Annotated in this window: 12 protein-coding genes; 4 read left to right on the top strand and 8 right to left on the bottom strand. The window is 47.3% G+C overall.

All coding sequences use genetic code 11. The features are described 5' to 3' along the window. The coding region (locus H740_RS10700) for a TCP-1/cpn60 chaperonin family protein (RefSeq protein WP_002953784.1) at positions 1 to 272 on the bottom strand (272 nt) is incomplete at its 3' end. Between the two features lie 21 nt (positions 273 to 293). Next, entirely contained in the window at positions 294 to 554 is a 261-nt protein-coding gene (gene groES, locus H740_RS10695; protein WP_002946739.1) for a co-chaperone GroES, read from the bottom strand. A gap of 173 nt (positions 555 to 727) precedes the next feature. On the opposite strand from groES, the gene H740_RS10690 reads away from it, so the two are divergent. Continuing rightward, positions 728 to 3,313 (top strand): AsmA family protein, encoded by a 2,586-nt coding sequence (locus H740_RS10690; protein WP_002953783.1) that lies wholly within the window; start codon positions 728 to 730, stop codon positions 3,311 to 3,313. Positions 3,314 to 3,897: 584 nt separating this feature from the next. Here H740_RS10690 and H740_RS10680 read toward each other — a convergent pair. Genes H740_RS10680 through H740_RS12480 form a run of 6 tightly spaced genes read right to left on the bottom strand, consistent with a single transcriptional unit; the run spans position 3,898 to position 9,606 of the window. Then, positions 3,898 to 4,527, bottom strand: coding sequence for a tetratricopeptide repeat protein (locus tag H740_RS10680; protein WP_002953778.1), 630 nt, complete (start codon positions 4,525 to 4,527; stop codon positions 3,898 to 3,900). Positions 4,528 to 4,536: 9 nt separating this feature from the next. Beyond that, positions 4,537 to 5,184 carry a tetratricopeptide repeat protein gene (locus tag H740_RS10675; protein WP_002953777.1) on the bottom strand — a complete coding sequence of 216 codons (648 nt, stop codon included), beginning with the start codon at positions 5,182 to 5,184 and terminating at the stop codon, positions 4,537 to 4,539. A gap of 9 nt (positions 5,185 to 5,193) precedes the next feature. Beyond that, a complete protein-coding gene (locus tag H740_RS10670) occupies positions 5,194 to 5,826 on the bottom strand; it encodes a tetratricopeptide repeat protein (protein ID WP_002953776.1) in 633 nt (210 codons plus the stop codon). 52 nt (positions 5,827 to 5,878) lie between these two features. Continuing rightward, the gene (locus H740_RS10665) at positions 5,879 to 6,478 is read right to left on the bottom strand and encodes an NUDIX domain-containing protein (protein ID WP_002953775.1); all 600 of its coding nucleotides are present in this window, start codon (positions 6,476 to 6,478) and stop codon (positions 5,879 to 5,881) included. Next, complete coding sequence (gene mgtE / locus H740_RS10660; RefSeq protein WP_002953774.1) at positions 6,463 to 7,836, bottom strand: magnesium transporter; 1,374 nt, start codon at positions 7,834 to 7,836, stop codon at positions 6,463 to 6,465. The genes H740_RS10665 and mgtE overlap by 16 nt, the downstream gene beginning before the upstream one ends. A gap of 3 nt (positions 7,837 to 7,839) precedes the next feature. Then, positions 7,840 to 9,606, bottom strand: a complete 1,767-nt coding sequence (locus H740_RS12480) for a peptidoglycan DD-metalloendopeptidase family protein (RefSeq protein ID WP_002953773.1) — start codon at positions 9,604 to 9,606, stop codon at positions 7,840 to 7,842. Between the two features lie 114 nt (positions 9,607 to 9,720). On the opposite strand from H740_RS12480, the gene H740_RS10650 reads away from it, so the two are divergent. The 3 genes from H740_RS10650 to H740_RS10640 all read left to right on the top strand — a co-directional run bounded on the left by H740_RS10650 (position 9,721) and on the right by H740_RS10640 (position 12,396). Then, positions 9,721 to 10,437 carry a plasminogen-binding N-terminal domain-containing protein gene (locus H740_RS10650; RefSeq protein WP_002953772.1) on the top strand — a complete coding sequence of 239 codons (717 nt, stop codon included), beginning with the start codon at positions 9,721 to 9,723 and terminating at the stop codon, positions 10,435 to 10,437. Continuing rightward, entirely contained in the window at positions 10,437 to 11,819 is a 1,383-nt protein-coding gene (locus tag H740_RS10645) for an FAD-linked oxidase C-terminal domain-containing protein (protein WP_002953771.1), read from the top strand. The genes H740_RS10650 and H740_RS10645 overlap by 1 nt, the downstream gene beginning before the upstream one ends. Before the next feature lie 190 nt (positions 11,820 to 12,009). After that, on the top strand, positions 12,010 to 12,396 hold the full coding sequence (locus H740_RS10640) for a hypothetical protein (protein WP_034958044.1): 387 nt from the start codon (positions 12,010 to 12,012) through the stop codon (positions 12,394 to 12,396). Positions 12,397 to 12,445: the final 49 nt, after the last annotated feature.

The raw sequence follows: 12,445 nt of genomic DNA, 5'->3' as shown, positions 1-12,445 counted from the left end.
GCCGTAGTCGTACCGTCGCCCGCCTCGTCGTTTGTTTTGCTGGCGACCTCTTTTACTAGGCCTGCACCCATGTTTTCTAGAGCGTCTTTTAGCTCTACTTCTTTAGCTACGCTCACGCCGTCTTTGGTGATCGCAGGAGCGCCGAAGCTCTTTTGCACTAGTACGTTTCTGCCGCGAGGTCCCATCGTTACTTTTACCGCGTCGTTTAGTTTTCTAACGCCTTCGTATAGTCTATTTCTAGCCTCGTCTGAAAAAAATATCTCTTTTGCCATCTTTTTTCCTTTAAATTTAGATTATTTTAAAACGCCCAAAACGTCTTCGATTTTTAGAACCAAGTACGTCTTGCCATCAAGCACAACCTCGGTGCCGCCGTATTTTGCGAAAACTACGCTATCGCCCACGCTCACGCCTTCTACCTCGCTTGATACCGCCAAAACCTTGCCGCTTAAAGGTTTTTCTTTTGCATTATCGGGTATAATGATGCCCGAAGCGGTCGTTTTGACGTCCTCGAGACGCTCGACTAAGACTCGTTTGCCTAACGGTTGAAAATTCATGATTCATCCTTTATGGTTTGATTTTACTTTTTTTAGCACTCTTTTGTTTTGAGTGATGAAATTATAGTCAAATTTTTAGAATTTGTCAATGAATTAGCTAAAATTCTTAACAAGTCTTAGTATAATCGGCTCAAGTTTCATAATAAAATTAAACTAAATATAAAGGATAAACGATGAAAATTTTAGGCGCCCTGCTCGGACTGGTTTTTGCTTTGCTTATCGCGGCTTACGTCGCGGCCTTTACGGATTTTGGCAACGGTTTTATTAAACCGTATGCCCAAAATTTGATTAAAGAAAAAAGCGGATTTGACGTCAAATTTGACAAATTTCAGATCCGTCCGACGAGCGTAGATATCGTAGCGAACGTAAACGGCGAGATCGCGGCGAACGTAAACGGCGGGCTTTCTATTTTCTCGCAAAGCCTCGATCTAAAATACGACGTCGCCGTTAGCGATCTAAAAAGCCTGGGCGTCAAACTAAACGAAGCGATGAAAATCTCAGGCATCGCAAAGGGCAAATTTAGCGATTTCACCGCTAGCGGAGTAGGCCAAATGCTAGGCTCAAACGTTAGCTTTGATGCAAATTTAAAAGACTACAAGCCGCTTTCTTTAAAGCTCGACGCTAAAAATTTACAGGTCGAAAAAGCTCTAGCGCTAGCGGGTCAGCCTATATACGCGCGCGGTAAAATCTCTACCGTCGCAAATATCGTAGAAAGCGGCGGCAAACCAAACGGCACCGCAAATGTCGATATCATTGACGTAAAAACCGATAACGCGTTAATCATAAAGGATTTTAACGTCACGTTGCCGTCAAATTTCGCCGCAAACGGCAAAATCGTAGCCGATGTCAAAGACGGCATAATTAGCGCCAAAAGCGCCGTGATCACGCCGCTAGCCACGATCGGCAGCGACAAGACGATCTACGATCCAAACTCAAACACCCTAAGCAGCGACGTAAAACTAATCGTGGACGATCTGGCTAAATTTGAGCCCGTCGTGGGGCAAAAGCTTAGCGGCGCGTTTAAAGCAAACGGCAACGTCATCGCTACGGCAGGCGAGCTAAAAAACTTCGACGTCAAGGTTGAAGGCTTTGGCGGTAACGTCGATGCGGTGCTAAACGGCGGCAAACTCATCACCAAAATCAGCTCGCTAAAGCTTGACGAACTCGTTAAGATCGCCGCTTTCCCGGCATTTGTCGGCGGAACGATCAGCGGCGAAGCGGTGCTAAACGACGTGCACAACACGCAAAATATCTCTGGCTCGGTTAAGCTCGCCACCAAAAACGCACGGCTAAATCCGGCCGAGTTAAAACAGGTCGCAAAGGAGATAAATTTGAGCAAGCCTCTAGCCTTTGAACTAAACGCAAACGCCGACGTAGCAAGCTCAAAAGCCAAATTTGACGCCTCGCTAAACTCCGAACTTCTAAAACTAAAGAGCCTAAGCGGCGTTTACGGACTGGATGATAAAAACGCGGATGTCAAATTTGACGCGGGTATCGATGATCTGGGTAAATTTGAAGAGCTAATCGGCAAAAAACTATCGGGCAAAGTGGACGTCAAAGGCGCAGCAAAACTCGCAAAGGGCGCGCTTAGCGAACTAGATCTAAACGCAAACGCTCTGGGCGGTAAGATAGACGCGAGCCTCAAAAACGAAAAACTCGCGGCAAATTTAAGCGCGCTTTCGCTTAAAGACGCATTTACGCTGGCTGCGCTGCCAAACTACGCCGACGCCGTGATCGACGGAACGGTAAACCTAAGCGGGCTCGATCCGAAAAATCTCAGCGGTACGGCTAAATTTAACGTCAAAAACGGTATAGTAAATAGCGCGGTCGTAGCAAAAGAGCTAGATAAGCGCTTCCCAAACGGCACGAAATTTGACGCTAACGTGGATGTCGCTATAAACGCCGGCAAGGCTAAATTTGACGCGGTAGCAAATCTCGTCTCAAACGCAAACAAGAACCTAATCGCGCTAAAAAATCTAAAAGGCGACTACGAGCTTGAAAGCGGCTCGGCGAAGGCGGACTTTGAGCTTAGCATAAAAGAGTTAAAAGAGATCGAGTTTTTGGTCGGACGACCGCTTTACGGGCCTTTGCTGATTATCGGCGACGCGACAAAAACGGGCGAAAAGCTAAGCGCAAACGTAAATTCGCGACTCTTTAACGGCGATCTTAAGGCGGTCTTAAAAGACGATATCCTAAACGCAAATTTAAAGAGCTTCACCGCCAAAGGCCTCACCGACTTTTTGGGCCTCTCGCACGTCTATGACGGCACCGGCGATATGACGATGGACTACAACCTCGCCTCGCAAAAAGGTAAATTTGATGTCACAGTAAATGAGGGCAAGCTTGCAAAGACCGATTTTACCGAGCAGGTAAGAACCTTCACGGGGCGCGACATAACAAGCGAAATCTATAAAAACAGCAAAATAAAAGGCACTATAAACAAAAACCTCATCGACTTTAACGCCGATATGAACGCAACTAGAAGCCGAGTCTGGGTAGCTAGTGGCAAATACGACATGGCGACCAAGGCCGTAAACGTACCGATAAAGATGAACTACGAAAAAACCGACATCGACATCACGGTTACGGGCACTAGCGACAACCCGAAATACACGATCGGCTCAGACTACCTAAAAGGCAAGGCGGTCAAAGAGCTGGATAGATTTTTAGATAAAAAATTCGGCAAAGACGACGAAAACGGCACCACGGGCGACGCTAAAAAAGATGCGATAAAAGGGCTTCTCAAGGGGCTATTTTAAGTAAATTTGAGCTAAGTGCGACGGCGAATCTGACGCCGAATTTGAGCAAAATAAGTTCGCAAATTTAAAGCCAAAGCCCGCTGCTCGGCGCGTCAAATTTTGGCTACTCGGCTACATTTGACCTCTCGGCTCGGCGGTCAAATTTAAAGGCGGCTTTGCAGTCGCCAAATTTGACGACATCGTTGTCTGATTTGATTTTGGACTTTGTTGCTTAAATTTACGGCTTGGATTTAGAGGCTGAAAAATTTAGCTTAACGTCAAATTTGACACACTATTTCGCCGTTAAATTTAAACTGCGGAGAGTTAAATCAGATCAAATTTGATTTTACCGAGCGAAACGGCGGCAAATTTAACCAAGACAGATTCAAGGGAGATATTTTGGCGGCAGATACGCGGTATCCTTTAAAAGACGCCCAAGCAAAGCCGGAATAGTAAATTTTAAATGATAGAAGTTTTAGAAGCGGGCGCTCCGCAAAGCCTGGAGCCAAATCAAGCTCGCCCATAAATCAAAAACAACGGTGAGCAGAGCTCACTCGCCGCATTTACGCCCCGCCAGACAATCAAAATCTAGCGAGGCGCAGATTTTATTTCGTTTTTTTAACGAGTTCTCTAAATTTAACGCAGCCTTCCGTATATCCGTAGTCGCAAGAGGTCCCGTAAATATCCATCGCTTTTTTCATATCCTGTTCGCTCTTTTCGTATCCTTGCGCGAGCATATAGCAGCCTTGCGAGTCTTTGTGGTCGCAGGCTAGCGAGTAGTATTTGCGGACTTTTTGCGGGTCTTTAGTGCTGCCGTATTCGCCGCTGTGATGAGCAGCCGCCCTATAGCACGCCTCGCCGACTCCGCCCTCGCAGGCTTTTTCATAAAGCGCCACCGCCTTTTCGTAGTCTACCTGAGAGATTTGCCACAGTATGGTGCCCTCGTACACCGCGGCTACGGCCGTGCAGCCGTCCATGTCGCCCATATCGCAGGCCTTTTTATATAGTGCGAAGGTCTTTTTGCCGCCGTCATCGTCGTTATATGAGAGCCCCTGCTCGCCCAAAAACGCCGCCATATAGCAGCCGGCGGCATTTTTATCGTCGTTGCAAGATTTTTCAAACAGTTGCGCGCTGTTTTCGAAGTCCGATTTTTTTAGATAAATTTTCGTAGCTTGTTCAAAATTCCCGCCAAAGGCCGCCGCCGCTAAAAATGCAGCTAGAATAATCTTTTTCAACGTATCCTCCTATTTGCTAAATTTTTTAGATTTGGCGCAGCCGCGACCAAGGCCGTTTTCGCAAGCAAGGCCGTAATATTTCGCCGCCTCGGCGCTATTTTTAGGCGTTCCGTCGCCTGACTCGTAGATATCGGCCGCGTTGTAGCAGCCCTCGGCCTCTCTCGCTTCGCAGGCTAGTTTATAGTATTTTAGCGCATCGGCGAATTTTGAGGCGCTATCGTGCTTCTTAGCTATCATTAGGCAAGCCTCCCCGTCTTTGCTCTCGCATGCTTTTTCGTAAAATTCGGCTGATTTTTCCGTATCGTCCTGCTCTACGACAAAATTATCATTTGACGGCGTAGAGTCGTAAAAATCGCCCGCCGCCAAGCAAGCTTTAGCGTAGCCAAGATCGCAAGCGCTTTTATAAAGCTCAAAAACTTCGCTGTTTATTCGCATATGCTCCTCATCGTCTTTTAGGTCGTATGTTTGATAGGCTTTTAGCTGCGCGGCTATGTAGCAACCTACGGCATTTTTATCCTCGCGGCACGATTTTTCGTAGAGTTTGGGTGCGTTTTTGTCGCCCATATCTTGTAGGTATTTTTTAGTAGCGATTTCAAAATTCGTCTGCGCGGCCGCCAATCCGGCTAAAATCAAAACGAGATAAATTTTCCTAAACATAGCGGCTCCTTATTTTTTGTTTTTATAAAGTTTTCTAAAATCAGCGCAAGCTCCCCTAGAGCCGTAGTCGCAAGCTAACCCGTAAAAATCCATCGCCTTTGTCGCGTCTTTCTTTACGCCCTCGCCTTTTTCGTACATATCCGCTAGCGCGTGGCAGCCGCTCGCGTCCTCGTACTTGCATGCCGTTTCGTAAAATTTAGACGCTTTGGCCAAATTTTGCTCGGTACCCCTGCCCTCGTCGTAGTATCCGGCCACTCTCGCGCACGCGGCGCCTACTTTGCCCTCGCAAGCTTTTTCGTGAAATTTCATCGCTTTTTTATAGTCGGTTTCCTGTCCAGCCAGTCCGTTTTCGTAGATGTCGCCCATAGATTTACATCCGTCCATATCTCCAGCATCGCAAGCCTTTGAAAACTGCTCGAAGCCTTTTGCCTCGCTAGAGTTTTGCGAATAGGCATTCATGTTTATAAAGCCCGCAGCATAGCAGCCTACGATGTTTTTCTCCTCGTAGCAAGACTTTTCAAAAAGCTTTAAGGCGTTGTCGTAGTTGTTTTGAGCTAGCTCCGCGCTCGCCTCCTCGAAAGTAGGCACGGCGGCAAAGGCCGCGGACGCCAAAAAAGCGGCGCAAACGATTTTCTTTAGCATTTGTTTTCCTTAAATTTGATTATTTTTAGTGAAATCTAAAATTTGACGCAAACTATCTGCCCATTCTATCGAAAAACCACATAAAAGCAAACATCAGCCCCGTGGCCTTGGTTTTGGTTTCGTCAAACATAAACTCCCGCGCACGATCAAGCGGAACATAAACCGGCTCGATATTTTCGCCGTCTATGCCGCCGCCCTCGCCGATCTTCATCGCGTCGTTTATCGCGGCAAAAAACATCGTCTGCTTTGCTCCGCCAAAACCCAGCGCGCCGCGAGTGGATGTTATGCGCTCGACCTTACTCACGGCAAAACCAGTCTCCTCGGCGATCTCCTCGATGACGGTCTGCTCCTCGCTCTTGCCTTTATCCATCAGACCCGCGCAAAGCTCGTAGGTGTAGCCCTCGTCGCCCTTTTGCGTCAAATTTAGCTCGCGTCCTTCTTGCAGGTTAAACCAAACGGCGGGGCGAAACTGCTTAACTAGCAAAAACGCGTCCTTATCCTCGTGATAAAGCAGTACCGAGACGCTGTCGTGGGCCTTGATACACTCCCATCTGACAGATTTTTCGCACAGATCAAAGTAAATTTGATACGGCTTTACGTAGCGTGGGGAGGTTAAATTTTCTATTTTGATATTTTTTACAGAAGTATCCATTTTGCCAGTCCTAAAAAGCTAAAAAAGCCAACCGTGTCGGTAACGGTGGTAAGCAGTACGGCCGAGCCGACGGCGGGATCGATATCAAATTTCTTTAAGCTTAGCGGTATCAAAGTACCGAAAAATCCGGCGAAAAACAAATTTATCAACATCGAAGCACCGATAACGACGCCAAGCATTGGACGGTTAAACCACAGCGCAGCAATAACGCCCATCAAAAACGCAAAGGTTAGTCCGTTTATAAGCGCAATACCGACCTCGCGTTTTAGCGCATTTGCGGCGTTTTTAAACTCGATCTCTCCCAGAGTTAGTCGGCGCACGGTAACCGTAAGCGCCTGCGTGCCGGTGTTTCCGCCCATAGATGCGACGATTGGCATCAGTACCGCGAGCGCTACGTAGCTAGCTATCGTCTCGTCAAAAAGCCCGATGATCGATGAGCTAATAAGCGCGGTAAATAAATTTATAAGCAGCCAAACGGCGCGCGCGCGAGTGGCCTTAACCAGGCTCGTATCCTCTTCCTCAGCCTCGTCGTCGACGCCGGCTAGGTTATAAATTTGCTCCGTGGCGCTTTCTTTTATAAAATCGTGGATGTCGTCAGTGGTGATACGACCGAGCAAATATCCCTTGCTATCGACGACCGCGATCGAGTTCATATCGTAGTTTTCGACCGTTTCTACGACCGTCTCGATAGGCTCGTTATCTACGGCTACGTTGGGTTTGTATTTGTCCTCTTCGCTCTTTGCGATGATCTCTCTTAAGGTTTGGTTAAAGTCAAATAGTATCAGATCCTCAAGCGGCACCGCATGGAGCAAAACGCCCTTTTTATCGGTGATAAAAAGCTGCGAGACGTTTTCTAGTTTGCCCTCTTCCTTCTCGCGTCTTAACCGCTCGACCGCCGTTTTTAGCTGCTCGTCTATATGCGCGCTAAAAAGCTCCGTCTGCATGAACGCGCCCGCTTCGCCCTCGTCGTAGCTGCGGATACGTAAAATCTCCTCCTGATCGTCCTTATCAAGGCCGTCAAAGAGCTCCTTCGCCTTTTGTTCGTCGATCTCCTCGATATACTCCAAAAGCTCGGCTGCGTCGTCGCTCTCTAGCTCTTCGATCGCCTCGATGATCTTGTCGCTGGGTATCTGCTCGATCACGTCCTTTAGCATGTGATCGGGCATCTCGATCGCTACGTCGCCCAGGATCTCGGGGTCTAGCTTTTCGAGATATTCGCCAAAAAGCTCCTCATCGTGCTTTTTAAGCGTTTTTAGGTGCTGGGCGAGGTCGGCGGGGCTTAGCTCCTTATCGATCGTCTCGTTTAGGTGCGAGTCTAGCAGCTCTTTGGCTTCGTTTAATTGCTCGTTTTCTTCCATCATTTACTTCTTTTTGTCGCTTGACTCGGCGGTTTTATCTTTTGATTTAGCCTTTTTATCGGCGGTCTCTTTTTGTTTTTTAGACTTATCTTTGCTGGCGTTTACGTCCTTTTTCTTTTTGGACTCGGTTTTGGTTTCTTTATTTGTTTTGTCCTTTTTCTTATCCGCCTGCTTTGGTTTGTCTTTGTTATTTTTAGCGGACGAATTTGACTCTGATTTTTTCGCCTCTTTGCTTGATTTTTTAGGCTCAGTTTTGCTTGCCGCCTTGTTTGACGCTTTTGTGGAGGTTAAATTTGACTCCGGTTTTGCAGATTTTGCCGCGGCTAAGGTTGCCGTTTCGTTCGCATCCGTTTTGATCTCGGACGAATTGCTTTCGGATTTAGGCTGCGCGGTCAAATTTGACTCAGGCGTAGTTAAATTTGAGTCCGTCAAATTTGCATCATCTTGCTTCTGGGTCTTTATCTCGCTCGTCAAATTTGCGTCTACTGCCGTTAAATTTACATCCGCGGCACTCGGTTGCGCTGTTAAATTTAAATCATCGTTTGCAAAAGTCGCATTTACATCGCTTTTTGGCTCTGCGATCGGGTGCCCCCAGTCCATCGTCGCGTCAAATCTATACTCTTTTTCAGGGATCCTATCTTTGCCAAGAGCCCTTTTTATCTCAGGCTCTAGCCGCTCTACGCGGTTTTTAAACTCCTTCTCCTCTTTTGAGAAAAATACGCTTTTAGCCACCTTTATCTCGGTCTCGGGATTTACCGCAGTGCCGTTTTTATAAACGCCAAAGTGCAGGTGCGAGCCCGTACTCATGCCGGTATTTCCTACATACGCGATGAGCTGGCCTTGCTTGACATTGACGCCGGTTTTTATACCTTTAGCAAAGCCGTTCGTGTGCGCATACAGCGTCTCGTAGGCGCCGGCATGCTTTAGGATCACAACCTTGCCGTAGCCGCTTTTGGTACCGACAAATTTGACCGTGCCCTCGCCCGCAGCCTTTATCGGAGTGCCCTTAGGAGCGCCGTAGTCAACGCCCAAGTGCGCCTTGTAGCGCTTTAGTATCGGATGATAGCGCTTGGGCGTAAATGGCGACGTGATACGGGCGTTTGAGATAGGTCTAGTAAGCAGAAATTTATCGCTTTTTTTGCCGCTTTTGTCGTAGTATTTGTTTTGGTGTCTATAAACAGTGTATCTTTTACCCCTGATCTCTATCGCCGCCCAGTCGATTTCAGGCATGCCGAAAGTACGACCCAACCTTATTTTTTGCTTGTAGCTCATCGCGAGCCTGTCGCCCTTTTTTAGCCTTTTAAATTCGCCGTCGCCCACCTCGCCTTTCATCGCTAGATAAAATCCATGTGCCAGCGCTACGCTGCCGGTAGTTTCTATGATATCTTGCGATGGGTTTGCGCTAACGGGCATACTAAGCACGCGGTCGTAGGTTTGATATGAGATCGGTGAGAGCTGAAATTTAAACCCGCCGTCGTTGTCTTTATAGATTTGCGCTTGGAGCTCTTCGTTTACGGGGATCAGCACCTGCGATATCCCGCCATTTTCATCTCTTGAAATTTGATACGAGATGCCTTCTTTGATCTCGTCTAGAAACTCTTTATCCTCCGAGTCCAAATCATAATAAAGTTTTAGCGGGATGGAGTTTTTTTCTAAAAACGTCAAAAAGCTATCGCCCTTGGGCCAGCTAAGCTCCTGGACGGTGGATTGTATAGGTGCGGCGGCGAATAAATTTACCGCCAGCAGTAAAGCTAATGAAAATTTCTTCATAAAATCCCTTGATTTAAAAGGCGTATTTTACTCGAAAATTACTTACATTTTGCAAAACTAAGCCAGTTTCAGATATAATGAGCGCTAAAATTTCAAACTTTCAGGAGATAAATTTTGAAAAAATTTCTTTTATTTTTAGCGGCGGCTTGCCTTAGCTTTGCGGCCGAGTTTTCGATGAGAGAGTACAAGGCCCCACTGATAAGCGTAGATGAGGGCGTAGGTACGATCATAGACAACTCAGATATCGTCGTAGGTAGTAGCGGCGTCGTGATGCACAAATTTGACGGCGCTCAAAGCTCAATCATCGCTCGCGCAGTCGTCACGCAAAAAGGCGGCGGCTTTGCCAAGGTCAGGTTTGAGGTATTTGACGCACTAGCGCAAAAGGCTCTGCCTCTGCCGGGGATTTTACCTAAAAGCGGCGACGAGATCATCCTAAACTATCTATACAACCGCTCGCTCATCGTAGTGCCAAACAAAGAAATTTACGCCGAAGTAACGAACGCGTTTAAAGATATTACCTTTATCCACCCCGATATCGTAGGCTCATATCTAAGCTACGAGTATAAACCAAATCCTAGCCGCGACGACTTTCGTAAAATGTGCAACCAAAGCGCTGCGGGGCTAATATTTATCGCCATGAATAACGAAGCGCTTTTTGCCGACTGCCAGAGTTTTGAGCCGCTAAAACGCTTCCAAAGCGGCGCGGTCAAATACTACCAACTGCCTTTCTACACTCGCGTCAAGGACATCGACACGGTATTTTGGAAATGGGGCTCAGAGCAAATCAGCGACTTTGACCGCCACTATAAGGCGCTTTTGAAAGAAAAATGATGCTTGATAAACACGCTAAATTTTTTATAAATTTACTAGGTGCGGACAACGCCTACTTCGATGACGCACATAGGATCGCATACTGCTACGACGCGACTAAAAAGCGCCATTTGCCTGACGGCGTGCTTTTTCCTAGAGAGGAGCGCGACGTAAGCGAGATTTTAAAATACTGCAACGAAAATAAAATCATAATCGTGCCTAGGGGTGCGGGTAGCGGCTTTACGGGAGGGGCACTAGCGCACGAGGGCGGCGTGGTGCTTGCCTTTGAAAAGCACATGAACAAAATCCTAGAGATCGACATGCAAAACATGGTTGCCGTCGTGCAACCGGGCTGTATAAATATAAATTTACAGCGGGGGGCTGAGAAGCTAGGCCTTTTCTCCCCGCCGGACCCCGCCAGCCAGGAGTACTCGACGCTAGGCGGTAACGTGAGCGAAAACGCGGGCGGCATGCGCGCGGCAAAATACGGCATCACCAAAGACTACGTCATGGCGCTACGGGCCGTGCTACCTAACGGCGAGGTGATCCGTGCTGGCAAACGCACGATAAAAGATGTCGCTGGATACAATATCGCAGGCATCCTCATCGCCAGCGAGGGCACGCTAGCAGTAATAACCGAGATCACGCTAAAACTTATCGCAAAGCCTAAATTTAGAAAAACGGCGATGGGAATTTTCCCTAGCGTAAACGCTGCGATGAACGCCGTTTATAAGACGATGGCAGCAGGCGTAACGCCGGTGGCCATGGAGTTTTTGGACGCTCTTTGCATACGCGCGGTCGAGACTAAATTTAACAAAGGCCTACCGCAAGATGCGGGCGCGCTACTCATCACCGACGTAGACGGCGACGTTTTAGACGGCCTAGAGCAGGATCTAGCCACGATAGAGCGAGTATTTAGAGAAAACGGCGCTAGCGAATTTAGACGCGCCAAAGACGAGAGCGAGCGAAACGACATCTGGTTTGCTCGCCGCAACTGCTCGCAGGCGATAAATATCTACGGAAATTTAAAACTAAACGAGGACATCACCGTGCCGCGCTCAAAGCTACCAGAGTTGCTAGAGCGTATCGGCGGCGTCGCTGAAAAATACGGCGTGCAAGTGCCGTGCTTTGGCCACACTGGTGACGGCAACGTACATACTAACGTCATGGTTGTTGATAAATCCGACCCGGCGCAGGTAGAGAGCGGACACAGGGCGATCGAGGAAATTTTTAAGATCGCGGTGGAGCTTGGCGGCACGCTTAGCGGCGAGCACGGCATCGGCATCAGCAAGGCCGAGTTTATGCCACTTGCCTTTACGGATGCCGAGATGGAGCTTTTTAGAAGCATCAAAAAGGCATTTGATCCGAACAATATCCTAAATCCGTTTAAGATGGGGCTATAAATTTGGCGCAAGGCGTAGCTGATTTTTTAAAAATAGCCCTTGACGCCTTGGTCATTGTTTTTTGGTTGTACTGCTTTTTAGGAAAAATGACAAAATATCTTTTCAGCACGTAGGTTGCGGGGACTTACTTATACGCCCCGATCCGTTTTTAAAGATAATGTACTTTTTAATGCTCTCATGTTGCGGCGCAATGTCGCTATTAGGCCGAGCAGCAGATGAAAATTTATTCGCCGACTATAATCTGCTGCTATTTCTTTACGATATGATGCCTGTTTGCTTGTTGGCTTTCGCTTTTTATACCCTAATGCAAAAAGGCATAAGAGTCAAGCAAGACGGCATCTCAAAAGAGATAGGATTGTTTGGCTTTAAACGCGCCTATGAAGTTAAATTTGACGAAATGATTTATGATGTCGGAGTTGCTCTCAGAGGCGATGAAAAAGTATTCAAAATAAAATGCGAAAACAGCGATACCAAATTTGGATTTGGGTCATTGTATGCGAGAAAAGACATGGATGATTTAGAAAAATTGATACGCAAAAATGTCAAATTTAAAAACCTTAAACCTCTAAGTAGCTAAATTTTAGGACGAAAATGGTCCAGCAAAAATACTAAAAATTACAGAGGCG

This window comes from Campylobacter showae CC57C (genome assembly GCF_000344295.2).
GTDB classification, from domain to species: domain Bacteria; phylum Campylobacterota; class Campylobacteria; order Campylobacterales; family Campylobacteraceae; genus Campylobacter_A; species Campylobacter_A showae_B.
The sequence above is the reverse complement of the archived record's forward strand: the minus strand, read 5'-3'. Positions and strand labels throughout refer to the sequence as shown.